The organism is Pseudomonas sp. Z5-35 (genome assembly GCF_051131945.1).
GTDB classification, from domain to species: domain Bacteria; phylum Pseudomonadota; class Gammaproteobacteria; order Pseudomonadales; family Pseudomonadaceae; genus Aquipseudomonas; species Aquipseudomonas marvdashtae.
Genome location: NZ_CP071640.1, coordinates 2,645,800 through 2,670,227 on the forward strand (window position 1 = coordinate 2,645,800; position 24,428 = coordinate 2,670,227).

Here is a 24,428-nt window from a genome sequence, read left to right on the forward strand (position 1 = left end):
ATGACGTTTTCCATCGTCGGACGCTGCGCCGAAACCGGCCAGTTGGGCATTGCCATCAGTTCTTCCAGCATCGCCGTCGGCGCCCGTTGCCCGTGGCTGCGAGCCGGTGTCGGCGCAGTTTCCAGCCAGAACATTACGCTGCCGGCCCTCGGGCCGCAGATTCTCGATGATTTGTCGTTCGGTTCGAACGCCCAGGCAGCGTTGGACAAGGCCTTGGCGCGTAACGGCTATGGCGAGTATCGCCAGGTGGCGGTGATCGACGCCCAAGGACGCACGGCAGTTTTCAGCGGCCGCCATGCCTTGGGCATCCACGGCGCTCAAGCAGGTGAGCAATGCGTGGCGGCCGGCAATCTGTTGGCGGGTGAGGGCGTCATCGAAGCCATGGTGACGGCTTTCGAGCAGGGCGAAGGCAGCCTCGCGTCCCGCCTGCTGAATGCCCTGCAGGCTGGGCAGACGGCGGGCGGCGAAGCCGGGGCCGTGCACTCGGCGGCGCTGTCGGTGGTGGATGACCTGACCTGGCCCATCGTCGATCTGCGGGTCGACTGGGCGGATGAAAACCCCATCGGCGAACTGGAAAAGCTCTGGCTCGCGTATCAGCCGCAACTGCGCGATTACCTGACCCGTGCCCTCGATCCGACCCAGGCGCCGAGTTACGGAGTGCCGGGCGATGAGTGAGTTGCGCAGTCGCGCACTGCTGGCCGAATTGGTGGGCTTTGCCACGGTCAGCCGCGACTCGAACCTGGCATTGATCGAGTTCGTGCGCGACTACCTCCATGGGCTAGGCGTCGAGAGTGAGCTGATCTACAACGCCGAGCACACCAAGGCCAACCTGCTGGCGAGCATCGGCCCGGCGGTGCCCGGCGGTGTGGTGCTGTCCGGGCACACCGACGTGGTGCCGGTGGACGGCCAGGCCTGGACGGTCGATCCGTTCCGACTCACCGAAGCGGACGGCAAGCTGTTCGGACGTGGCACGGCGGACATGAAGGGCTACCTCGCTTGCGTGCTGGCGGCGGTGCCGATGTTGCTGTCCAGCCCGCTGCGTCGTCCGGTGCACTTGGCGTTCTCCTATGACGAAGAGGTCGGTTGCCTGGGCGTGCGCAGTTTGCTGGAAGCGTTGCCGCAACGCATTCCTCAACCGGCCTTGTGCCTGATCGGCGAACCCACCGAGCTGCAGCCGGTGCTGGGCCACAAAGGCAAGTTGGCGATGCGTTGCCACGTCAAAGGCGCGGCTTGCCATTCCGCCTACGCGCCTTACGGGGTGAACGCCATCGAACAGGCGGCGCGCCTGATCGGCCGGTTGGGGGAAATCGGCGCGGCGCTGGCCGAGCCGTCACGCCACGACGAGCGCTTCGACCCGGCGTATTCGACGGTGCAGGTCGGGGTGATCCAGGGCGGCACGGCATTGAACATCGTCCCGGCCGATTGTCGTTTTGACTTTGAAGTGCGCGCTCTGCCGGATTTTGTCCCGCAGCGAGTCGTGGACCAGTTGCAGGACTACGCCGAGCAGGCGCTGCTGCCCAGGATGCGTGCGGTCAACGCCGACACCGCGATCCGTTTTGAACACGTGTCTGCCTACCCCGGCCTGGCAACGTCGCCGGACAGTGAAGCCGCGCGCCTGATCGCCCGGCTGTGTGGCAGCGACGCCTTCGGCACCGTGGCGTTCGGCACCGAGGGCGGGCTGTTTCACCAGGCCGGCATCCCTTCGGTGGTCTGCGGCCCCGGCAGCATGGACCAGGGACACAAACCCGACGAATACGTGAGCGTTGAACAGATGACCGCTTGCGACCGGTTGATGGATCGCTTGGCGATATACCTCAGCGAAGCCAATGACGTCTGATTCAAGGAACTGCCTGTGAACGAATTGAATGATTGGAAGGCTCTTGCCGCTCAATTGCGCCTGCGCGACAGCGCCCTGATTGACGGCGAACCGTGCGAGGCCCTCGACGGCGCTCGACTTGAAGTGATCAACCCAGCCAATGGCGAGTTGCTGGCCAATGTGGTGGCCTGCGCTGGACCGGAAGTCGACCTCGCCGTACTCAGCGCTCGCAAGGCTTTCGAGCACGGCCCGTGGGCGCGGATGGCGCCGACCGAACGCAAGGCCGTGTTGTTGCGCCTGTCGCAATTGATGCTGGCCCATCGCGAAGAACTGGCGCTGCTCGACTCCCTGAGCATGGGCAAGCCGGTCATGGATGCCTGGAACATTGACGTGCCGGGCGCCGCCCATGTGTTTGCCTGGTATGGCGAAAGCCTCGACAAACTCTACGACCAGGTCGCGCCATCGGCAGCCAACGTCCTTGCCACCATTACCCGTGTTCCGCTCGGGGTGATCGCGGCGGTGGTGCCGTGGAATTTTCCCTTGGACATGGCGGCCTGGAAGCTCGCACCGGCCTTGGCGGCGGGCAATAGCGTGGTGCTCAAACCCGCCGAGCAATCGCCGTTCTCGGCGCTGCGCCTGGCCGAGCTCGCCCTGGAAGCGGGCGTGCCACCGGGCGTGCTCAACGTCGTGCCGGGCCTGGGCGAACAGGCGGGAAGGGCGCTCGGCTTGCACCCGGACGTCGATTCGCTGGTGTTCACCGGCTCGACCGAGGTCGGCAAGTACTTCATGCAGTACTCGGCCCAATCGAACCTCAAGCAGGTCTGGCTGGAGTGCGGTGGCAAGAGTCCGAACCTGGTGTTCGCCGACTGCCAGGACCTGGACCTGGCGGCGCAGAAGGCCGCGTTCGGGATCTTCTTCAACCAGGGCGAAGTCTGCTCGGCCAACTCGCGGCTGCTGGTACAGCGTTCGATCCATGACGAATTCGTCGAACGCCTGATCGATCAAGCGCGGCTGTGGCAGCCCGGCAATCCGCTGGACCCGTCGAGCCGCGCCGGGGCCATTGTCGATGCGCGCCAGACCGCAAGGATCATGCGGTACATCCAGCAGGCCCAGGCCGAAGGTGCAAGCCTGGTCTGCGGTGGTCGCCAGCTGAGCATCGACGGATCGAACCATTTCATTGAGCCGACGATTTTTAGCGGCGTACTCCCAACCATGCAGCTGGCCCGTGAAGAGGTGTTCGGGCCGGTGTTGGCGGTCAGCGTTTTCGACGACGAAGAACAGGCCATCGCCATGGCCAACGAGCACATCTATGGGCTGGCGGCCTCGCTGTGGACCGACGACCTGAACCGCGCCCACCGGGTGGCGCGGCGGTTGAACGCCGGCACGGTGTCGGTCAACACCGTGGACGCCCTGGACGTCACCGTGCCGTTTGGCGGCGGCAAGCAATCGGGCTTCGGTCGCGATCTGTCGCTGCACGCCTTCGACAAATACACGCAACTCAAGACCACCTGGATCCAGCTGCGCAACTGACCGCGGCCCAGGGTTTTACCCGCAATCGTTTTGTTCTTCCTAAAACAAGAAAACGGAGCAACCGATGGACAGTTCCTCAAGCGTGCCGCTACAAACCGTCACCCCATCCCTGGCAGGCCCACGTCGACGCCTGGGCCTGAGCGCCCTGTTGGCGGTCGCCGTGGGCCTGGTGGTTTCCCAGGGGGTCATGGTGCTGATGTTGCAAGGCGCCGGGATCGCCGGCATGGGTTTTGTCATCCCGTTGATCCTGGCCTGGCTGCTGGCCCTGAGTTACGCCTGTTCGTTCTCCGAACTGGCGCTGATGATTCCTCGCGCCGGCAGCCTGAGCAGCTACACCGAAGTCGCTATCGGCCAGTTCCCGGCGATCCTGGCGACCTTCTCCGGCTATGTCGTGGTGGCGATGTTTGCCTTGTCGGCAGAACTGCTGCTGATGGAATTCATCATCGACAAGGTTTACCCGCACTCGATGCCGCCGCTGAGCGTGGCGCTGGGGGTGTTGTGCCTGTTCACCGTGCTCAACCTGTTCAACATCGACATTTTCTCGCGCCTGCAAACCGTGCTGGCCTTGGTCATGACGGTCATGCTGCTGGTCATGGGCCTCGGTGCCTTGGCAAGCGAGGGGGCCAGCAGCGTCTCGACGCTGGTGGCGACTTCCGGCTGGAACCCCATGGGCCTCGGTGTCATCGCCTTGACCGCGATGGCGGTGTGGGGCTTCGTCGGGGCCGAGTTCGTCTGCCCGTTGGTGGAGGAGACGCGGCGCCCGGAGCGCAACATACCGGCCTCGATGATGATTGGCTTGACGGTGATCTTCGTCATCATCTGCCTCTATTGCCTCGGTGCGTTGCTGACCATTCCCCAAGCTGAACTGGCCAGCAACGGCCTGCCGCATTATCTGTTCGCGACCACGGTGTTCGGTGAAGCCGGGCAGGTGTTCCTGGTGACCGCCGCGATAACCGCGACGTGCAGCACGCTTAACAGTTCGCTTGCGGCCATCCCGCGCATGTTGCTGGGCATGGCCCGCAGCGGCCAAGCGTTCGGCATCTTCAAGCGCCAGGGCCAGCGCAGCGGCGCGCCGTGGGTCGCGGTGCTGTTCGTCGCGCTGGTCACCGGCCTGCCGTTGTTGCTGATGCACGACAGCCCCGACGCTATCAACCTCTTGCTGCTGGCGGCCGCGCTGGCCTGGTTGCTGGCCTACATCATCACCCACATTAACGTGATTGCCCTGCGTCGTCGTTATCCCGATGTGCATCGGCCTTTCCGTACGCCGTTCTACCCGCTGCCCCAGCTGTTCGGCATCGCCGGCATGCTCTTTGCCATCTGGCACGTATCCCCCAGCCCGGAAATGACGGTGCCGATCTTCGCCAGCGCCGGTGCGGTGCTGGCCATCGTTTCGTTGATCGCGCTGGTGTGGGTCAAGTGCGTGATGGGCAAGCCGCTGTTCAAGCCCGAGCCGCTGGCGCCTACCGATTCCGACAATTTCAATAAGCAAGGAGATCTCTGATGAGCGCATCACCCAAGCCAACACGCAGCACTCGTGAGTATCAGGCGCTGGATGCCGCGCACCATATTCATGCGTTCCTCGACCAGAAGGCCCTCAACGCGGAGGGGCCGCGAGTCATCGTTCGTGGCGAAGGCCTGGCGCTTTGGGACAACGACGGCAAGCGTTACCTGGACGGCATGTCCGGCCTGTGGTGCACCAACCTGGGTTACGGCCGCCAGGACCTCGCGGCGGCGGCCAGCCGGCAGTTGGAGCAATTGCCGTACTACAACATGTTCTTCCATACCACCCACCCGGCGGTGGTGGAACTGTCCGAGTTGTTGTTCAGCCTGCTGCCGGATCACTACAGCCACGCGATCTACACCAACTCCGGCTCCGAGGCCAACGAGGTGCTGATTCGCACCGTGCGCCGCTACTGGCAGATCCTCGGCCAGCCGCAGAAGAAAATCATGATCGGCCGCTGGAACGGCTACCACGGTTCAACGCTTGGCGCTTCGGCCCTCGGCGGCATGAAGTTCATGCACGAAATGGGCGGGGTGATTCCGGATGTGGCGCACATCGACGAGCCGTACTGGTTCGCCCACGAAGGCAACCTGACGCCCGCCGAATTCGGCCTGCGCGCTGCCCGCCAACTGGAAGAGAAAATCCTCGAACTGGGCGCCGACAATGTCGCCGCGTTCGTCGCCGAACCCTTCCAGGGCGCCGGCGGCATGATCTTCCCGCCCGAAAGCTACTGGCCCGAAATCCAGCGCATCTGCCGGCAATACGACGTGCTGTTGTGCGCCGATGAAGTGATCGGTGGCTTTGGTCGCACGGGTGAGTGGTTTGCCCATGAGTATTTCGGTTTCGAGCCCGACACCTTGTCGATCGCTAAGGGCCTGACCAGCGGCTACATCCCCATGGGCGGGCTGATCCTGTCCAAACGCATGGCCGAGGTGCTGGTGGAACAGGGCGGCGTATTTGCCCATGGCCTGACCTACTCCGGGCACCCGGTGGCGGCGGCGGTGGCGATTGCCAACCTCAAGGCCCTGCGCGACGAGGGCATCGTCAGCCAGGTCAAGGAAGACACCGGCCCGTACCTGCAACGTTGCCTGCGCGAAACGTTCGACGGGCATCCGCTGATTGGCGAGATCCAGGGAGCCGGCATGGTCGCGGCCCTGCAACTGGCCGAGGACAAGAACAGCCGCAAGCGCTTCGCCAACGAAAACGAAATGGCCTGGCAATGCCGCACCTTCGGTTTCGAGGAGGGCCTGATCATCCGCTCGACGCTGGGCCGGATGATCATGGCCCCGGCGCTGGTGGCCAGTCATGCCGACATCAACGAACTGGTCGACAAGACCCGTAAAGCTGTAGACCGCACCGCCCGCGCTTACGGTCGCCTTTGAGTCCCGTCGCCGGCTCGTGCGGGCGAGCCGGCATTTTCGAGGAACCGCTTCATGTCCAGATCCTTGCGATGCAACATTGCGTGTGCCCTGGCGTTACTGAGCAGCAGCGTCCTGGCCGCGCCACAAAGCCTGACCGTGATTTCATTCGGCGGCGCCACCAAGTTGGCCCAGGACAAGGCCTACTTCCAACCCTTCAATGCCAGCGGTGCAGGGAACATCGTCGCCGGCGAGTACAACGGCGAGTTATCGAAGATCAAGGCCATGGTCGCGGCCGGGTACACCAGCTGGGATGTGGTCGAGGTGGAAAGTCCTGAGTTGCTGCGCGGTTGTGAGGAGGGGCTGTTCGAAAAACTTGACCAGGCGGCCCTCGGCGATCCGGCGAATTATGTCCCTGGCGCGCTCACCGAATGTGGCGTGGCCACGTACGTCTGGTCGATGGTCTTGGCCTATGACCAGACCAAACTCGCCAAGGCGCCCAAGTCCTGGGCGGATTTCTGGAACGTGACCGAGTACCCGGGCAAGCGCGGCTTGCGCAAGGGCGCCAAGTACACCCTGGAGATCGCCTTGCTGGCGGACGGCGTCAAGACCGAGGAGGTGTACAAGGTGCTGAACACGCCGGAAGGCGTTTCACGGGCATTCGCCAAGTTGGACCAGATCAAGCCGAACATCCAGTGGTGGGAGGCGGGCGCACAACCGGCGCAGTGGCTGGTGGCTGGAGACGTGGCAATGAGCGCTGCCTACAACGGTCGCATCGCCTCGGCGCAGAAGGAGGGGATGAAGCTGAGCATTGTCTGGCCGCAAAGCCTGTATGACCCAGAATACTGGGCAGTGGTCAAAGGCACGCCGAACAAGGCCCTGGCCGAGAAATTCATCGCCTTTGCCAGCCAGCCGCAGACGCAGAAAGTCTTCTCCCAAAACATCCCTTACGGACCGGTGCATCGCCAGACCCTGGCCTTGCTGCCCGCCGAGGTGCGCGAGCAACTACCTACCGCCGAGGCCAACCTGGCGCAGGCGCAAGCGGTGGATGCCGAGTTCTGGGTCGACCATGGTGAAGAGCTGGAGCAACGCTTCAACGCCTGGGCAGCTCGCTAGGTATCGAAGAGCAAGTATGACAACTATTGTGGCGAGGGGATAAATCCCCTCGCCACAGGGAAACCAGCTCCAGGTGGCTGGCCTACGCCAGCCACTCCCCGAACTGTTCCTTGCAGTAGTTCACGAATAACTGGGCCGGCTTGGTGAGGTGGGCGCGCTTGAGCCAGCCGGCTACCAGCGCCGAGCCTGTCACGTCTTCGGCGATGTCGATGCAGACCACCTGCTGGCCGTCATAGGTACAGGTCGATTGTGGGCGAGTCACCAGCACGGCAAAACCGAACCCCTGGCCGACCATGCCGCGCACCATCTCGATGGAGGGCGAGCTGAAGACGATGTTCGGCGTCAGGCCAAGCTCTTCAAAGATGCTCACGAAATACGTTCGGCTGGGCTGCACGTCCAACAGGATCATCGGCTCAAGCGCCAGGTCGCGCAGCGACACCTGGGCCTGGCTGGCGAAGCGATGCCCGGCTGGCAACAAGGCGTAGGGCCGTTGCGGCGCCGTCAATGCCTCGGTCTCGATGGTACTGTCGAGGTCGTGCTCATAAAAAATCGCCAGGTCGAAACGCCCTCCCGTCAAGCCTTGCACCAGTTCCTGTTGCTCGCCGTCCTGAACGCGGATTTCCACTCCGGGAAAGCGCTCGCGAAAACCGGCGATCAGCCGTGGCAGATAGAGCGGGGCGACGGTCTCGAAGCAGCCGATGTCGATCTGTCCGCTGACCACATCATTGTCCGCCAGCGCGTTTTGCTCGAACTCCCGAGCCATGCGCAGCAGCTCCTGGGCCTTGCGATAGAAGCGCGCCCCGGCGGGGGTGAGCGACACACCTTGGGCATGATGCCGGATCAGCAGTTGCACACCGAAACTGTCCTCGAGCCCCTTGACTGCCGTGGCAATCGACGGCTGGGCAATGTAGAGCTTGCGCGAAGCTTCAGCGACACTGCCACATTCGACCGTGGTGACAAAGTACTTCAACTGCCGCAAGGAATAGGACGCCAAGACACACCTCGATCCGGATGGTTTTGGCTACCTTACCGCGTGCCGCTTGTGAGGGGGACGAACGTTGCAACGGATTTTGCTGGGCAGTGGCGATATCCAGGCTGGCTTGCCTTGGGGCAGAAAAAAACCTGCCGGGTCGGTGCTATGGTTATTCCATACAGGTATTTAAATTTTTATTTTTATAGCTTTAAAGTCGCCCCCTGACCTAACAATCAAGAGATCCTGGCCATGGCATCAAAGCGTCCTGCATTCCTTATTTCTCTGGCGGCAAGCCTGCTGATAACACCCTTGGCCCACGCCGAAGGCAAGATCAGCATCGCCCAGCAATTGGGCATCGGCTATCTAATCCTGGACGTTGTGCGCGACCAGCAGCTCATCGAAAAACATGGCAAGGCCCAAGGCCTGGACATCAAGGTGGACTGGAACAGCATCTCCGGTGCGACTGCCATGAACGAAGCCTTGCTGACCGGTGCCCTCGACGTGGTGTCGGCAGGGGTGCCGCCGATGCTGACGATCTGGGATCGGACCCGGGGCAAGCAGAACGTCAAGGCCATCGCGTCGCTGGGCTCGATGCCCAACTATCTGCTGACCAACAACCCGGATATCAAGACGCTCAAGGACTTTACCGACAAGGATCGGATCGCCGTGCCTGCGGCCGGCGTCGGGTTCCAGTCGCGCACGCTGCAGATCGAGACGGCAAAGGTGTTCGGCGATGATCAGTACAAGAAGTTCGACGACATCTCGGTCAGCCTTGCACACCCGGATGCTACGGCCGCGCTCATTGCCGGCAAGTCGGAGATCAACTCGCACTTTTCCAGCCCGCCGTTCCAGTACCAGGCGCTGCAAAGCGGCAACGTCCACAAGGTCCTCAGCTCCTATGACGTGCTGGGTGGACCGGCGACGTTCAACGTGCTCTACACAACGGAAAAATTCCACGACGAAAACCCGAAGACTTACCGGGCGTTCTACGACGCGCTCGTCGAGGCGCAGGGGATTATCAAGGCCGACAAACCCGCCGCCGCTCAGACCTACATCCGAGTAGAGCAATCGAAGCTGCCGCTGCCCCTGGTCAAGAAAATCGTCACCGATCCGGAAATCGACTTCACGGTCGTGCCGCAGCGCACTTATATCTATGCCGAAAAGCTGCATGAGTTGGGCGTGTTGAAAAACAAGGCCGGCAGTTGGAAGGACTATTTCTTTGAAGAAGCCCACGGTGACGCGGGCAGTTGACTGGCCGTTTTCGCGTCAGGGTTCAGTTTTCCAACGGGATCAGCACGGCCTCGTTCTCGCCCATCACCATGAACACCAGCAGCTTCGCCGGTTGGGTGGCGCTGGCATTCTTCGACACCAGATGCTCGGAGCCGGCGGGTTCATACCAGTACTCGCCCGCCTTATAGGTGATCGCCGGCTCGCCCTTGACCTGGGAGGTGATCGCGCCTTCAAGGACATAGGCCATGGCCGTGCCTTGGTGTTTGTGGGCGGTTGACGACTGACCGGGTGCATAGTCGACAGTGAGCATCATGGCTTTCTTGCCAGGCAGGTTCTTCAGCTGCTTTTCCTGCAGCACCTGGACCTTCTCGTAGGATCCGGCTTCGTGGGCGAAGAGCGGTGCAGCGGGGAGCAGGCTCAGGGCGGCGATCAGGCAGAGTGTTTTCATCGTGGCGGGACCTTGGTGGTGAGTGAATTCGCGCGGTGGCGATGGCTTCACCCTAAGCCCCTGGACAGCGTGGAAAAACCTCCAATTCTGCAAAAGACCGGTAGACCAATGGGGCAGCGATCGGACATTTCACACCAGCGGAAAACTATTGAAATCCACGCTGCGGGCCAGGCGGGTTTCGATCAGGCTGATGAAGCCTTGGACCTCGGGGCAATTGAAGTGGGCCTGCATCGCTGCGTCCGATTGCCAGCGGGCGCTGACGTTCCATCGATCCGAATTCTCGGGGCAGCGATCGACCATGTAGGCATCGCAGCCTGGCAGGGCGCGCAAGGTTTCGACGATTTGCTGCAACTGCCGGCCGAGTTCTTCCGAGCGCCCGGCGGCGGCTTGCACCTGAACGGTATTGATCACTTGGCGAGACATTGTCCTGGCTCCTGAATCAAGTTGAACGGGATCTACCCTGATAATCATGACACCTGGGCAGAATAGGCCCGCCGGGGCGAGGCTGAAACAGCCAATGAGCGGATAAACACCCAGTCCAATCGGTCAGGCCACCTGCCGCAAAATATCGCGCAAACGGTCGAGGGCAATATCGATATCGAGCAGCTCGATGCCGCCAAAGCCCAGTATCAAGCCGGGTCGCACAGTTTCCACATGGAAAAAGCCGTCGAGGCTGTAGATCCCGACTTCGGCTTTTTTTGCCAGTTCGATGACCAGGGCGAGATCCATCGGCACCTTGCACAGCACCGCCATATGAAACCCCGCAGTGGTGGGCACCGCTTCGAACCAGGGCGACAAGTCGCCGCCCATGCGCGCCAGGATTCGCTCACGCCGACCGGCATACAGCGCGTGGCAGCGCCGGATGTGCTTGAGCAGGCAGCCCTCGGCGATGAATTTGGCCAGCGCCCATTGGGGCAGGGTGGAGGTGTGTTGGTCGGTGAGGCGCTTGGCCAGGATCACAGCTTCGAGAATCGCTGGCGGCAGGATCGCGTAGCCAAGCCGCAGCTCCGGCAGCAGGGTTTTGGAGAACGTCCCGACGTACGCCACGATGCCGCGCTCGTCCATGCTCTGCAGCGAGTCGGTGGGCCGGCCTTCATAGCGAAACTCGCTGTCGTAATCGTCCTCGATAATGATCGCTCCCAGCTCATAGGCCCGCGCCAGCAGAGCCTCGCGTCGGGGCTGGCTCATGGGCATGCCCAGGGGAAACTGGTGGGACGGTGTTACATAGATCAGCCGCGTGCCGTCGGGAATCAAATCCACGCGCATGCCTTGCTCATCCACCGGCACCCCGGCCACCGTCGCGCCGTGGGAGCCAAACAAAAGGCGTGCCGGTGGATAGCCTGGATCTTCCATCGCCACCAGGCTGCCGGGGCGAGTCAGCACCCGTGAAATCAGATCCAGCGCCTGCTGCGCGCCGTTGCACACCACCACGTCAGCGTCCTGGCAGTTGACCCCGCGGGAAAACGCGATGTGCCGGGCGATGGCGTTGCGCAGCGCCGGCAGGCCTTCGGGCTGGCTGTAGAAACCCTTGGCGTTGGCAATCTGGCGCAAGGCATGGGCGGTGCAGCGACGCCAGTCGTCCAGCGGAAACTGGCCCTTGCCGGTGGCGCCGCCGATGAAGTCATAACGCAGCGCGCTCTCGGGGAGCGGATGGCGCATCAGATCCGGCATGTTGCGCCAGGCCTCGACGACGTCGGCACCGGCAAGCTCGCGGTGGCTTTGCTTGCGCACGATCATGGCCGGACGGGCGTTGACATAGGTGCCTTTGCCGATCACGCCGGTGAGAAAATTCTCGTAGGTCAGTTGCGCATAGGTATCGGACACGGTCTTGCGCGAAACACCCAGTTGCTCGGCCAACAGGCGGCTGGGCGGCAGCTGGGTGCCGGCCGCCAGCCGACCGCTCTCGATGGCGCTGCGCAATTGTCGATACAACTGGCCCAGCAGGTCCTTGCGGCCGTTGATGACAACATGAAGTTCCATACCCGCGGGCTCCCGGATGATCGATTGCAGCAAGAGTCAAGCAGCCAAGGTTACCCGCATCCAGCGATCGCAGTGAAGTTGCGTGGCGAAAATCCCGGCCATTGGCCTAATGCTGTTCACTTAAGGCAATCGACAAGCCCGTGGCGAGGGGGCTTGCTCCCGCTGGGCCGCGAAGCGGCCCTAAAACCTGCCAAATGCGCAACACCAGACACACCGCATCCGCCGGTTTACGACTGCTTCGCAGCCGAGCGGGAGCAAGCTCCCTCGCCACGGGTTTGTCATTTCTCTTAAATGAATCGCATTGCGGCCATTGGCCTACCGTCCTGGTCCCGGCATTTTTCGGCGGATTGGACCTGTCGCGAGCGGCCACGGGGTTTTACCGTGGACGTATCGACCAAGAGGAAAACCGTCATGAGCCCGCGTCTGGATTACTACAGTGCGTCCCCCGGCGCGATGAAGGCCATGATCGGCCTGGAAGCGCTGACCAGCCGCCTGAGCATAGAGCCGCCGTTGCTGCACCTGATCAAAATCCGCGCCTCGCAACTCAATGGCTGCGCCTTCTGTACCGACATGCACTCAGTGGACGCCCGCCGCCAGGGCGAGACCGAGCGGCGTCTCTACGCGGTGACGGTGTGGCGCGACAGCGGATTCTTCAACCCGCGCGAACAGGCAGCACTGGCCTGGACCGAAGCCGTCACGCTATTGGCCGAAAGCCAAGTGCCCGAAGACGTTTACAACCTGGCCCGCGCCAGTTTCAGCGAAGAAGAACTGGTCGACCTGACCCTGGCGATCAGCACCATCAACAGTTGGAACCGGCTGGCCGTGAGCTTTCGCCAGAGTCCGGGTGGCTAGGTGGATATTTACCAGTGACCGTCCTAGCAAGCAGGCTTCACAGGAAAAACGCGGTCCCAGCCAAAACCAGGTCGGCTATAAGGCCGCCTCGCGGTGGACGTTGATTTCGGCGCCCCGTTAACCACGCTGGCCGAACGCAGGTATTGCGCAGTGGGCATCCCGGCATGGATGCCGGGATAGCCGCGCTGGCCCATGGATGGGCCTTCGCGGCGGGCCCACGGAGCAATGCCGGAGAGAGGGCATGCCGAGCCTAGGCGAGGCACCGAGTGGTGGGGCAAAAGCGTTTTGCTTACTTTTGACTGGGCCGGCTTCCGGGCTTCACAAAAGTGAGTCGCTGTAAAAGCGAAACCATAATCAGCCGTTACCAAAGAAACGGATATGTACTCAGTCAAAAAAAGTCCCGCCGACTGCAAGGATGACTAAAGCCACCGAGGCGTAGTAAAAAACGAAGCCATCTGCGAACGAGCCAGCGCCGCGCCAAAGTACGGCCCCTGCACATGATCGCAAGCAACACTGCGCAACTGATCATACTGCCGGGCATTCTCAATGCCCTCGGCCGTCACCATCAACCCGACACTGCGGCTCAACCGAATCATCGCCAACACACCTTCCTTGTCGTGCTCCAGCCCCAGCTGCGCGAGGATATTGCGATCGAAACGGATACCGTCGAACGGCTGGTCGAGCACCTCGCGCAGGGAAGCGATATTGGTGCCGAACTTATCGATATTGATCCGCACGCCCAAGGCCTTGAGGGCGTGCAAAGTATTGGCGAGTGTCTTGTGATCGGTCAGCAAAACCCCTTCCGCCACCTCAAGGGTCAGGCGCTGCGCCGGCAAAGCGCTGGTTTCCAGGGCCTTGTGCACTTGATTGAACAGAAAACTGCTGCTGAACCACCTCGGCGAAACGGCGAGGGACAGGGCCAGCGCGTTGGGCCAGGTCATCGCCTCTTCGCAGGCGTTGATCAACATCCAGGTGCCCAGCTCCTCCAGTTGGCCAGATGCTTCGGCCACGGGGATGAAGTCGGTTCCACCCAATTCGCCTCGCTCGGGATGGTGCCAGAAGACCTGGGCTTCAAAACCGTGCAGCTGTTCGGCATTCACGTCGAAACGCGGCAGGTAACGCAATTCAAGCTGGTCCTGGTGCATCGCATCGCGCAACTGCTGCTCGTAGCGGCGGCGGTCGCGGGCGACATTGCCCATGGCCTCTTCATAGACACGCCAGGTATTACGGCCGGCGGCCTTGGCCGCATACAGGGCGATGTCGGCCTGGCGCAACAACTCTTCGGCGCGCTGATCGCCAGACTGCGACCAGGCAACCCCAATACTCACCCCCAGGTACAAGGTGTTGCCGTCCAGGTGCATGGGCCGTTGCATGCAATCGATCAGGCGCTCGCACAGTTGATCGAGATCGTTCGCATCGCCGGGGTTGGGCATGACGATGACAAACTCGTCGCCCCCGAGACGGGCCACCAAATCGGTGCTGCGGACGTTTTGCTGAAGGATATGGGCCACTTCCTTGAGCACTTTGTCGCCCACTGCATGACCCAAGGAGTCATTCACCGGTTTGAATCGATCCATGTCCAGGTTCAGTATCGCCAGTGGCGTCCCTTGCGCCTGGTCCAGGTGCTCGCTGAGGCAATCGAACAAGCGGTTGCGGTTGGCCAGCCCGGTCAGCGGGTCGTGCAGGGAGAGGTGTTTGATCTGCGCGAGCGCGCGCAACTCATCGGTGATGTCGGTGGCCGTGCCGCGAAAGCCCAAGCTGCCGGCATCAATGGCCCGGACCGAGAGTTTGCAGGTACGGATGCGTTGATTATGCGCTGTGTATTCGCATAGCAGCGGGGCGGATGAGGCACTGTTGGCACCACCGAGCAGCCAATGCGCGATCGAGATCGACCCGCTGTGCGGATGAAGCAACCGGTGCAGCGGCTTTCCCAGCCACTCGAGGGGACTCAAGCCCGTCACTTGTTCGAAGCGTTCGGACAGATAGGTCAATGTCCCGGCCGAATCAACTTCCCACAGCCAGTCCGACGATACCTCGGCAATGTCCCGGAAGCGCTCTTCGCTGCGCTCCAACGCTTTGCGGTGCGCGAGGAGGCTGGTGTACTGGCGTTCCTGGGCGCGGAGCATCAGCAGCGCATGGCGCAATACCGCCAAGGCCATGATCCCGAGAAACAGCAATGCCAAGGCCAGCAACGGCAGCAGCACTTTGCGCAGGTCCTTGCCGGGCGTCGCCGGGCGCCAGGCCAGCGCTTCGCGGGTCAGGTCGTTGAGCAAGACCTGGGCAGTCTCTTCGGGGCCCGGCGTATAGGCGATATGCGCATCGGGCAGAGCAAAATCCCGCGACAGGCCTTGCAACGCGGCGCTGTCCAGCACCTTCACGAATAACAGCAGGCTGGGCGGGCCTGGAATCTCGGGCACGCTGTTGTCCGTGCCGATGGTAATTGCCGAGACGGCGACGAAGGCCGGCGCGTCTTCGTGATGCAGCAACTCGACGATCACCTCATCGCGGTTCTCTTCGGCGCTGGCTTTGCTGGCGAGAGCACGCAGGTCGCCGCTCAGCCAAGTGTCAGCCGCCACCTCGCTCATCTCGCCATCGATGACCGAATAGACCGTCTTGCCGGTGGGGGAAATGACAAACACGGCTTGATAGCCGTAGAGCGAAAACACACTGCTGCCGACATTTTCCTGGTCATAGGCCCAGTCCTTGTCGACTTCCACATGGAGATGCCGGTAGGCGTCGCTCCATTTGGAGTAGTCGCTCAGGTCGCGTCCGATACCGGTGCGGATACCGTCAATGGCCCGTTGGGCGAAGAACAGGCTTTGCTCACGGGCCTGTTGGTCCTGGGTCTGGGTGATATTGAGCAGCACCGCGATGGCCAGTGCGGACATGACGAACAGCAACAGCATGATGGCCGGGAAGGTGCGGCGGGTGAAACTTCGGGTCGGCCGCTCGCCGGTTATCACGGGGGAGCCATTGCCAGCATCTTCGATCATAAAAACAGGCCATCAGCGAAACGCGAGATACCTCGCACTAGCTTTGTATCGGCTGACTGCCTGATTAACTTAATAAAAGTCCGGAAATGCTGACCAACTGCCCGAATATTTCTCCCGCCGCCACCGCCATGTCCTTTTGCGCGCCCCAGGAAGACTGTTGCGCATCAACAAACCTCACTCTTTGTCCTTGCGGTGACCGGGCAGCAGCGCGCCCAACACCTGTTTGGCGGTCGCCACGACAATGCCGCGCTCGTTTGGGTCGCCCTGGAGCAGGGTGGACGCGAATTTCTTCGCCTGTTCCAGCTTGATATGCGGCGGCAATGGCGGCACGTCGGGGTCGGTCCGGAACTCGATGAGCACCGGCCGTTCGGCGGCGAGCGCCTGTTCCCACGCGGTGGCGACGTCTGTTTCCTGGTCGACGAGGATGCCTTTGAGGCCGATGGACTCGGCGAACAAGTGATAAGGCACGTCGGGAATGTCCTGGGACGCCTCGAATTTCGGGTCGCCTTCCATGACGCGCTGCTCCCAGGTCACCTGATTCAAGTCCTGGTTGTTGAACACCGCGCAGATCCAGGTGTTGTTCGTCCAGGTGCGCCAGTATTTGGCGACGGTGATCAGCTCGGCCATGTTGTTCATTTGCATCGCGCCATCGCCCACCAGCGCGATGACCGGCCGATCCGGATGGCAGAACTTGGCAGCAATGGCGTAGGGCACGGCGGCACCCATGGAGGCCAGGCCACCGGAGAGCGAGCACATCATGCCGCGACGGATCTGGATGTCCCGGGCAAACCAGTTGGCGCAGGAACCCGAATCGCAGGTGATGATGGCGCGGTCCGGCAGCCGCGGCGATAGCTCGAACGTGACCCGTTGCGGATTGATCGGCTTGGCCGTGACCAGGGCGCGATTTTCCAGGGTCTTGTCCCAGTCCGCTCGCCACTGTTCGATTTTCTTGCGCCAGGCGCGGTCGGGCTTTTCTTCGATCAGCGGCAGCAAGGCCCGCAGGGTATCGGCGCTGTCGCCTTGCAGATTGACTTCCATCGGGTAGCGCAGGCTCAACATGTCCGGCTTGAGGTCGATCTGCACGCCGCGTGCCTGGCCTTCGGCGGGCAGGAACTCGGCGTAGGGGAAACCGGATCCGATCATCAGCAGCGTGTCGCAGCCGGCCATAAGGTTGTCGCTGGGCTCGGTGCCCAGCAGGCCGATGGACCCTGTGACCCACGGCAAGTCGTCGGGCACCACCGCTTTGCCGAGCAGGGCCTTGGCGACGCCAGCGCCGAGTTTATCGGCAATGGCGATCACTTCATCAGTGGCGTGCAACGCGCCGGCACCCACCAGGATGGCGACTTTCTTGCCGGCGTTGAGGACGTCGGCGGCCCGGCGCAAGTCTTCCTCGTAGGGCACCACCTTGGGTTTGCGATAGCCGACCCCGGAATGGAGCGTGCCGTGCTTGTGCAGCGGCGCGGTGTATTCCAGATCTTGCAGGTCGTTAGGCAGGATCAACGCCGTAACCCGGCGCTCGCCCACCGCCGTGCGCACGGCGCGGTCGAGCAGATGGCGCACCTGGGCCGGTGCGCTGGCTTGCTGGACGAACGCGCCGGCCACGTCCTTGAACAGACTGACCAGGTCAAGTTCCTGCTGATAATGCCCGCCGAGGGCGTTGCGCGCTTGTTGACCGCAGATAGCCAGGACCGGCATATGGTCCATGCGTGCGTCATACAGGCCGGTGACCAAATGCGAAGCCCCCGGCCCCGACGTGGCGATACACACCCCCAGCTCGCCAGTGAACTTGGCGTGGGCGCAGGCCATGAATGCGGCCATTTCCTCGTGACGTGCCTGGATGAACTGGATCTTGCCCTTGGCTCGGTTCAAGGCGCCAAACACGCCGTTGATACCATCGCCGGGGTAGCCGTAGATGCGACGAACCCCCCATTCATAAAGGCGTTCAACCAGAAAGTCGCCGACAGTCATGCTCATGTCTGTTCCTCGTCTTGATGGGCTGTCTCGATGGGCTGCGACCACTGTGGCAGCGGTACGCAGCGCTTTGGCTCATACAGGACTGGACCGACGCAAGCCGCCCAAGGTTTCGATTTTTTCTCGCCGCTACCGACGGCGCAACGTCTTGAGCAACGCATCTGCACTCAGCTTCCCGGGGCCTTGCAAGAGCAGCGGTAGCAGCGCTACCAGGTAAATCAACGGCAGTTTGAAGTTGCCATAACCCTTGTTGGTAATGGCATACCCCTGTGCTAGTTCACTCAGGCTCGACCAATCCGCCGGCCAGTGCACGGCGGCGGTGGCGACCACGGTGACGATCATCAGGACCAGCGCCGAGAAACGTGTGCCCAGGCCAACCAGCAAAGCGATGGCGCAGACCAGCTCCGCCCACATCGACAGTTCCCAATTCCAACTGGCCGGCACCTGGTTGAAAGGGAAAGGGAAGGTCGATTGGATCTCGGCGAACCAGTTCTGGCCGTTCCATTTTTCCAGGCCGGATTCGAAAAACTCCCAGGCCAGGAACAGGCGCAGCCCCAGCGGTGCGAGCCATGAACCGGCTTGATCGAGATTCAGATGCAGGCCTTTCACGGCTTTCGATACGGTGCAATACATTGTCGATCTCCTTTGCTCAAGCAGCGCGTGGCAGGGGTTGGCGCTTGTTGGTCTGGGCCAGTTTGCCCACCAGGCGGATGGCGGTGGCGGCGCAGATCAGGCCAAAGGGCAGTACGTACCAGTCGCTCATCGGAATGCGCTTGAAGTTGGAGTAGGCAAAAATCGCCGCCAGTACCCACATGCCGGTGGTGTGCAGGCGTTTCCAGGCTTTGGCGCCGATCAGCCGCGTGGTGCTTTTGAACGAGGTCAGGGCCAGCAGGAGGACGAACACATAACCGACGCTGCCAGGCACGTTGCCAAGGGTGGTCCGGCCGGGCCAGAACTCGGTGTTGAGCTGGCCATAGGCGTAGATCAAGACTGCGTGAACCAGATGGGAGAAGGCAAAGGCCAACCCGATGAAGCGCCGCTCACGCACTAGGGACTTGCTCAGCGGCGAGGGCACCAACACGGCAAACGCCGAGGCGGTGAAGGCCAGCAGGAACAGGACGAAGGAGGAGCGGGCGGTGGCGCGAATCGCACTGCGCACGCCTTCGGTGAGGTCTGGGTTGAGCATCACGGTCAGTGCGCTCATTAGCAGCACCAGGACGGCGATCAGGCTGAACAGCGACCAACCCTGGAAACGGAAAGCAGGCGGCGTTGCGGTGGTGGCAGGCATGGGAAGCTCCTTGGAAGTCGGGGCCCGGCCATCACGCTGGCCGGGGACACAAGGAGTCTTTCAAGTGGGTGTAAGCGGGGTGTGTCTGGAGAAGGGGCCCTGTGCAAGTTTGTGTATGCCGTGTGCCCGTTGACACACTGGTATACAAACCCGCGGATCAATCCGGCTAACCTGCGCGGGCGGTATCGCGGCCCAAGCGCAATTCGGCACATAAGCCGCCGCCGTCGCGATTGCTCAATCTCAGCGATCCGCCCATGGCGTTCGCCAGTTGCAGGGCGATGGCCAACCCCAGGCCCGTACCGCCGGTTTCCCGGTTGCGCGAGCTTTCCACCCGATAGAACGGCTTGAGCACTTCTGCCAGTTCTTCCTCGCTGATTCCGGGGCCACGGTCCAGTACCTGGATCGCCAGTTGGCCGTCGTCGGCAGGCTGGACCTGGATTTCTGCTGCACCGCCAAATTTCAGGGCGTTGTCCACCAGGTTGACCAGCACCCGGCGCAGCGCATGAGGGCGGGTATCGATGACGGCGGCGTTCTTGCCGGACAACTGCACATCCTGTCCGGTGTCCTGATAGTCGAATACCAGGCTGTCGAGGAACGCATCCAGGCTGATCCGGCAACTGGCCTCGGTGGCGCCATGGATGCTGCGGGCGTAGGCCACGCCTTCGCGCACCAGATGCTCCATTTCGCTCAGGTCGCTGGACAACTTGTCCTTTTCAATGCCGTCGTCCATGAATTCGGCGCGCAGCTTCATGCGGGTGATGGGCGTCTGCAAATCATGGGAAATGGCCGCCAGCAGGTGCATGCGCTCCTTGAGGTAAGCGGCGATGCGGTCTTGCATGGCATTGAACGCCTTGGCCGCATGCACCACTTCGGTTGGGCCTTTTTCGTCCAGGCGCACGCCGTGGGCATTCGGGTCGAGGGTCTCCACCGCCCGGGCCAACCGGGTGAGGGGGCTGACGGCGATGCGCACGGCCAGCCAGGTGCAGCCGATCAAAAGCGCCAGTTGCCCGAGCAACACCGCCGGGAGCCAGGGCGAAAGAGGCGCCATTGCCGGGCGTACGTCGATCGTCAAAGGTTTGCCATCCTTGAGGCGCAAGTGCGCCTGGTAATGCATCTTTGGCCCTGGGATTTGGTTGTAGGTCAGCGCATAGGATTCACCCAGGGCTTCCTGGATCGAGCTGACCGATACCGGTGCATTGTCGGGGAGCATCGGCATGCCTGGCTCGCCTTCGTCGAGCACGTAGTCATAGTTGCGCCGGGCGAGTTTCGGCAGCCAGGACTGCCGTTCGGCGGCCGGCAGGCGGTCGAGAATGGCGACTGATGTCGAAACGTCGGTTTCCAGGTTGCCGAGCATGGTGTTCTTGGCGCTCTCGTAGCGTTCGTAGTACTGCACGCCGAACGACAGGCCCTGGGCCAGGACCAAACCGATCAGGAAGATCAGCGACAGGCGCGAGGCGAGGGTGCGCGGCCAGCGTAGCGGCAGACTCATGCCGAGGCCTCGAGGATCTCCACCGGCAACGAGAACACATAACCTTCGCTGCGCACGGTCTTGATGTAGGCCGGTTCACGGGCGTCATCCAACAGGCGTTGGCGCAGCCGGCTGACCAGCAGATCGATGGAACGGTCGAACAGGTCGGCATCGCGGCCCTGGGTCAGGTTCAGCAACTGGTCGCGGTTGAGCACCCGTTGCGGATGGTCGAGAAACACTCGCAGCAGGCGATATTCCGCACCGCTCAGGGCAACCATGGTGCCGTCGCCGTCGAGCAAGTGGCGGGCAGTGGTGTCCAGGCGCCAGCGACCAAACGCCAACAGACGCCCGCTCTCGGTGACCACCAGGTTCGGCGGCAGCATGCGGGTGCGGCGCAGCACAGCGTTGATCCGGGCGAGCAATTCACGGGCGGCGAAGGGCTTGACCAAGTAGTCGTCGGCACCCATTTCCAGACCGATGATGCGGTCGGTTTCGTCGTTGCGGGCGGTGAGCATCAAAACCGGTGTGGCCTTGTGCTTGCCGGCCCGCAGTTCCCGGCACAGCACCAGGCCGTCGTCGCCGGGCATCATGAGGTCCAGCACGATCAGGTCCACCGGGGTGGTTTCCAGGAACGTGCGCATCTGCCGGCCATCCGCGACCACGGTGGTGCGCAGGCCATTCTTTTTCAGGTAATTGCCTACCAGTTCCCTGATCTCGCGATCGTCATCCACGATCAACACATGATCGACATGATCCATGGTGTTCTGCCCCTTTGCCTGTTGTTGCTGGCCAGTCTACAGCCGCCGGCCGGCATGGCCCGCGCCGGTTTGTATTGCAGTGTATCTGGCGGGCGGCGGATACACAGCGATGCAAAAAGCCGCCCGGCCCGATACAGGCGCGATACCTGGGCAGCGTTCAATGGCTTCCATCGAGGCAATACAACTGGCCTCGCAGCAAAGTCATCCATTGAACGCATCGAGGACTCCTTCATGAACACCAAAGCCATCTACGCCGCCTGCCTGTTCGCCGCGCTGAACATCTGCACCCTGTCGGCCCGGGCCGAAAGCACTGGCCAAGCACAGGTCTACACCTACGGCTCGCACCTGGATATCCAGAGAGTGCTGTCCCTGACCGAAGATCCGCAGCCGGCGTGTGGCGTGGTGAATGCCCACATGACCTACCTCGACTCGATGGGTCACAAGCAGGCGCTGGACTATCGCAAGTTCTCCGATAACTGCAGCAACGAAAACTGATCTTCTGTGGCGGGGGAGCTTGCTCCCTCGCCACGGGGTTTGCGTCAGCCATTTATAGTGAGGTGTTCCCATGCTTCTGATCGCTTTTCTCGGCGGGATCCTCACGATCCTCAGCCCCTGCATCCTGCCCGTGGTGCCGTTCCTGTTCGCCCGGGCCAATCAATCGCGCAGCTCGGTACTGTTGACGCTGGCTGGCATGATGCTGACGTTCGCCCTGGTTTCCAGCCTGGCGGTGGTCAGCAGCGAGTGGGTGATCCACGCCAGCAGCGTCGGCCGGCAAGTCGCCCTGGTGGTGATGGTGCTGTTCGCCCTGTCGTTGATGTTCAGCCGGGTCGGTATCTGGCTCTCGGGTCCGCTGGTCAGCCTGGGCAATCGACTTGACGCCGGTGCCGGACGAATGGCCGGTCCTGCGGGGTCGCTGTTGATCGGGGTCGCCACCGGGCTGCTCTGGGCGCCCTGCGCCGGGCCGATCCTTGGGGTGATCCTGACCGGGGCCATGTTGCAAGGCGCCAGCGCCGAGACCAGTCTGCTTCTGCTTGCCTACGGCCTGGGCAGTGCCTTGTCGCTGGGCACGCTGATCCTGGCTGGCCGCGGCTTGATCGGCCGACTGAAACCCTCGCTGCCAATCACGGCCTGGCTGCGCCGCGCCACCGGGGCGTTGGTATTGTTGGCCGCCGTGGCGATTGGCACCGGGGTGGATGATCGCCTGCTCGCCAACACCTCGTCCCAGCAATCGACCAGCCTGGAAAAAAGCCTGTTGGAAAACGTGCCCAAGGCCATCGACTACGTGGTCAGCAAGGCCGGTGCGAACTCGATGCCGAACCTCGAATCCCAGGGCCCCATGCCTTCACTGGACGGCGCCGTGCAATGGCTGAACTCGCCGCCGCTGGACCGCGAGGCGCTGCGGGGCAAGGTGGTGCTGGTGGATTTCTGGACCTACGACTGCATCAACTGCCAGCACACGCTGCCATACGTGAACGGTTGGGCGAAGAAATACGAGAAGGACGGGCTGGTGGTGATCGGTGTGCACACCCCCGAGTACGGCTACGAGAAGATCATCGCCAACGTGCGCGACCAAGTCCGCAAGCTGGACATCCAATACCCGGTCGCGATCGACAACCAATATGCAATCTGGCGCGCCTTCAACAACCAGTACTGGCCCGCCCATTACTTCATCGACGCCAAGGGGCAGGTACGCTACAGCCACTTTGGCGAAGGACGGTACGGCGAGCAGGAGCAAGTGATCCAGCAACTGCTGCAAGAAGCCAAGGCAACCCAGTAACCGTGGCGATGATTAGTTAAAAGTGACTTACATTTCAATCGCTTGAATGATTACGCTGCAAGCGTTTCTAGTTTTTCGACAGTGCTGGCCCCTTGCTCATCAAGGTGAAGTCAAACTTCTTCTATTTCAGAAAGTTGGACGACAAACCTATGCGTGTTTCTATCTGGATCGCGGCGGTCATGCTATTGGCCGCCGTCTCGCTTGAAGCCCAGGCCAAGGCCCTCACCGCCAACCAGCAGTCGGTGTGTCGCTGGGGGGCGGACATCGCGGCGGGCGCCCAAGCCTCGAAGCTGTCTGGCGTCAGCCTGTACGGCGCGCGCAAGAAGCTGCAAGTGCGCAAGTTCCCTCGGCCCTGGATGCGCATGACCGCCCTGGGCATTACCGAGCAGACCTACAACAGCGCTTCGCGCCTCAAGCCGGCCGCCGTCAAGCAAACCTATTTCGAACAATGCGTGCGTCACGAATTGGCGCGACGATAATCTTCAAGCCGGTTTTTTTCAGGTGTAGGCCAGCAGGCGGCCGCAGAAAATCACCGCGATCCACAGGACGATGGACAGCAATGCCTGGGCTTTGGCCAGGCTGGGTGTTGTGCGGCCGGTGTTCCATTGCTCGACCGAACGGTAGGCGCCGATATGAAACAGCAGGGCATTGATGCCCGCCGCCGCAATCAAACACAGCTTGAGCAAGAAGACGCTGTTGCCGGCGAAGTCATGAGGGTGCGCGCTGAACATCATCAGCCCCGCAGGCACGATCAATACCAGGGCCGCAACGGCCCAGGTCAGCAGGTGCCGGGCCAATGCGGACACGGCAATATCCTTTGACAACCCGAGCAGGCGCAGGTCGAACATCACCACCGCACCCACCAGCAGCGAAAAGCCAATGATGTGCACCACTTCCACCAGCGGATAGAGCCATAGCTCGCTGCGCATGGCCAACGCCAGGGACGAGTCGCCCAGTTGGTCCATCCAGCCTCGCGGGGCGGCGGCTGAAGCGGTGTCCTGCATCAGCGCAACTCGGTGGTCTTGTCGCCGATGGTGATGCGTTCGGCGCGCAGCTCGTCGGGCTTGTTGCGGTTGGCGTAGCCGACCACGGTGGCGGAGTTACCCGCCTTGAGCATGTCTTTGCTCAGCCCGCGGTTCTTCATGCGTGAGGGCGGTGCGAGCACCACGGTCCAGGTCTTGTCGGAGGTTTGCAGGCGCACGGTGCCATGGGGATGGGAATAGCCGGCTTCCTTTATCGTGCCTTCGAGCGTCAGCGGATTACTCGCGTCGTATTCGCTCCAGCCATGGTGGGCAAGCGCCGCCGTGGCAATCAGCATCGATGATAAACCGATGCAACGAAGGGTCATGTTCATGGCAAGGTCTCCTTG

23 protein-coding genes are annotated in these 24,428 nt (G+C 62.2%); 11 read left to right on the forward strand and 12 right to left on the reverse strand.

Going from position 1 to position 24,428, the window contains the following annotated elements; translation table 11 throughout:
• The 6 genes from J3P95_RS12235 (at window position 1) to J3P95_RS12260 (ending at window position 7,321) form a co-directional block, all read left to right on the forward strand.
• A complete protein-coding gene (locus J3P95_RS12235) occupies window positions 1–675 on the forward strand; it encodes a DUF1028 domain-containing protein (RefSeq protein WP_186631991.1) in 675 nt (224 codons plus the stop codon).
• A complete protein-coding gene (argE, locus tag J3P95_RS12240) occupies window positions 668–1,837 on the forward strand; it encodes an acetylornithine deacetylase (RefSeq protein WP_434577029.1) in 1,170 nt (389 codons plus the stop codon). Before J3P95_RS12235 ends, argE begins: the two co-directional genes overlap by 8 nt.
• A 15-nt stretch (window positions 1,838–1,852) precedes the next feature.
• On the forward strand, window positions 1,853–3,346 hold the full coding sequence (locus J3P95_RS12245; RefSeq protein WP_434577027.1) for an aldehyde dehydrogenase: 1,494 nt from the start codon (window positions 1,853–1,855) through the stop codon (window positions 3,344–3,346).
• Between the two features lie 64 nt (window positions 3,347–3,410).
• Window positions 3,411–4,847, forward strand: coding sequence for an APC family permease (locus J3P95_RS12250; RefSeq protein WP_434577025.1), 1,437 nt, complete (start codon window positions 3,411–3,413; stop codon window positions 4,845–4,847).
• On the forward strand, window positions 4,847–6,229 hold the full coding sequence (locus tag J3P95_RS12255) for an aspartate aminotransferase family protein (RefSeq protein WP_434577023.1): 1,383 nt from the start codon (window positions 4,847–4,849) through the stop codon (window positions 6,227–6,229). Before J3P95_RS12250 ends, J3P95_RS12255 begins: the two co-directional genes overlap by 1 nt.
• A 51-nt stretch (window positions 6,230–6,280) precedes the next feature.
• Window positions 6,281–7,321, forward strand: coding sequence for an ABC transporter substrate-binding protein (locus J3P95_RS12260; RefSeq protein ID WP_434577021.1), 1,041 nt, complete (start codon window positions 6,281–6,283; stop codon window positions 7,319–7,321).
• Between the two features lie 82 nt (window positions 7,322–7,403).
• Here J3P95_RS12260 and J3P95_RS12265 read toward each other — a convergent pair whose 3' ends face one another.
• A complete protein-coding gene (locus J3P95_RS12265; protein WP_434563432.1) occupies window positions 7,404–8,315 on the reverse strand; it encodes a LysR family transcriptional regulator in 912 nt (303 codons plus the stop codon).
• Between the two features lie 222 nt (window positions 8,316–8,537).
• On the opposite strand from J3P95_RS12265, the gene J3P95_RS12270 reads away from it, so the two are divergent.
• Complete coding sequence (locus J3P95_RS12270; RefSeq protein ID WP_434563807.1) at window positions 8,538–9,545, forward strand: ABC transporter substrate-binding protein; 1,008 nt, start codon at window positions 8,538–8,540, stop codon at window positions 9,543–9,545.
• Between the two features lie 22 nt (window positions 9,546–9,567).
• Here J3P95_RS12270 and J3P95_RS12275 read toward each other — a convergent pair whose 3' ends face one another.
• From J3P95_RS12275 to J3P95_RS12285, 3 genes are all read right to left on the reverse strand, one after another.
• Complete coding sequence (locus J3P95_RS12275; protein ID WP_434626598.1) at window positions 9,568–9,972, reverse strand: cupin domain-containing protein; 405 nt, start codon at window positions 9,970–9,972, stop codon at window positions 9,568–9,570.
• Between the two features lie 129 nt (window positions 9,973–10,101).
• Window positions 10,102–10,395, reverse strand: coding sequence for a putative quinol monooxygenase (locus J3P95_RS12280; RefSeq protein WP_434563434.1), 294 nt, complete (start codon window positions 10,393–10,395; stop codon window positions 10,102–10,104).
• 123 nt (window positions 10,396–10,518) lie between these two features.
• Complete coding sequence (locus J3P95_RS12285) at window positions 10,519–11,952, reverse strand: PLP-dependent aminotransferase family protein (RefSeq protein WP_434577016.1); 1,434 nt, start codon at window positions 11,950–11,952, stop codon at window positions 10,519–10,521.
• Between the two features lie 411 nt (window positions 11,953–12,363).
• Between J3P95_RS12285 and J3P95_RS12290 the strand changes: the two genes are divergently transcribed.
• A complete protein-coding gene (locus J3P95_RS12290) occupies window positions 12,364–12,804 on the forward strand; it encodes a carboxymuconolactone decarboxylase family protein (RefSeq protein WP_434577014.1) in 441 nt (146 codons plus the stop codon).
• Between the two features lie 419 nt (window positions 12,805–13,223).
• On the opposite strand, the gene J3P95_RS12295 is transcribed toward J3P95_RS12290, so the two are convergent.
• The 6 genes from J3P95_RS12295 to J3P95_RS12320 all read right to left on the reverse strand — a co-directional run bounded on the left by J3P95_RS12295 (window position 13,224) and on the right by J3P95_RS12320 (window position 21,282).
• Window positions 13,224–15,797 (reverse strand): bifunctional diguanylate cyclase/phosphodiesterase, encoded by a 2,574-nt coding sequence (locus tag J3P95_RS12295; RefSeq protein WP_434577012.1) that lies wholly within the window; start codon window positions 15,795–15,797, stop codon window positions 13,224–13,226.
• A 174-nt stretch (window positions 15,798–15,971) separates the two neighbouring features.
• Window positions 15,972–17,771 carry a thiamine pyrophosphate-requiring protein gene (locus J3P95_RS12300; protein WP_434577010.1) on the reverse strand — a complete coding sequence of 600 codons (1,800 nt, stop codon included), beginning with the start codon at window positions 17,769–17,771 and terminating at the stop codon, window positions 15,972–15,974.
• Between the two features lie 126 nt (window positions 17,772–17,897).
• Entirely contained in the window at window positions 17,898–18,401 is a 504-nt protein-coding gene (locus J3P95_RS12305) for an HvfX family Cu-binding RiPP maturation protein (protein ID WP_434577008.1), read from the reverse strand.
• A gap of 16 nt (window positions 18,402–18,417) precedes the next feature.
• Window positions 18,418–19,056, reverse strand: a complete 639-nt coding sequence (locus J3P95_RS12310) for a ferric reductase-like transmembrane domain-containing protein (RefSeq protein ID WP_434577006.1) — start codon at window positions 19,054–19,056, stop codon at window positions 18,418–18,420.
• Between the two features lie 166 nt (window positions 19,057–19,222).
• Window positions 19,223–20,545 carry an ATP-binding protein gene (locus J3P95_RS12315; RefSeq protein ID WP_434563449.1) on the reverse strand — a complete coding sequence of 441 codons (1,323 nt, stop codon included), beginning with the start codon at window positions 20,543–20,545 and terminating at the stop codon, window positions 19,223–19,225.
• Window positions 20,542–21,282 (reverse strand): response regulator, encoded by a 741-nt coding sequence (locus J3P95_RS12320; RefSeq protein ID WP_186610708.1) that lies wholly within the window; start codon window positions 21,280–21,282, stop codon window positions 20,542–20,544. Before J3P95_RS12320 ends, J3P95_RS12315 begins: the two co-directional genes overlap by 4 nt.
• A 231-nt stretch (window positions 21,283–21,513) precedes the next feature.
• On the opposite strand from J3P95_RS12320, the gene J3P95_RS12325 reads away from it, so the two are divergent.
• From J3P95_RS12325 to J3P95_RS12335, 3 genes are all read left to right on the forward strand, one after another.
• Window positions 21,514–21,777 carry a DUF2790 domain-containing protein gene (locus J3P95_RS12325; RefSeq protein WP_434563451.1) on the forward strand — a complete coding sequence of 88 codons (264 nt, stop codon included), beginning with the start codon at window positions 21,514–21,516 and terminating at the stop codon, window positions 21,775–21,777.
• Window positions 21,778–21,847: 70 nt separating this feature from the next.
• Window positions 21,848–23,059, forward strand: a complete 1,212-nt coding sequence (locus J3P95_RS12330) for a cytochrome c biogenesis protein DipZ (RefSeq protein WP_434577003.1) — start codon at window positions 21,848–21,850, stop codon at window positions 23,057–23,059.
• 149 nt (window positions 23,060–23,208) lie between these two features.
• The gene (locus J3P95_RS12335) at window positions 23,209–23,538 is read left to right on the forward strand and encodes a hypothetical protein (protein WP_434563455.1); all 330 of its coding nucleotides are present in this window, start codon (window positions 23,209–23,211) and stop codon (window positions 23,536–23,538) included.
• A gap of 18 nt (window positions 23,539–23,556) precedes the next feature.
• Here J3P95_RS12335 and J3P95_RS12340 read toward each other — a convergent pair whose 3' ends face one another.
• Window positions 23,557–24,063, reverse strand: coding sequence for a DUF6644 family protein (locus J3P95_RS12340; protein ID WP_434563457.1), 507 nt, complete (start codon window positions 24,061–24,063; stop codon window positions 23,557–23,559).
• Complete coding sequence (locus tag J3P95_RS12345) at window positions 24,063–24,413, reverse strand: DUF6152 family protein (RefSeq protein WP_434563459.1); 351 nt, start codon at window positions 24,411–24,413, stop codon at window positions 24,063–24,065. The genes J3P95_RS12340 and J3P95_RS12345 overlap by 1 nt, the downstream gene beginning before the upstream one ends.
• Window positions 24,414–24,428 lie beyond the last annotated feature (15 nt).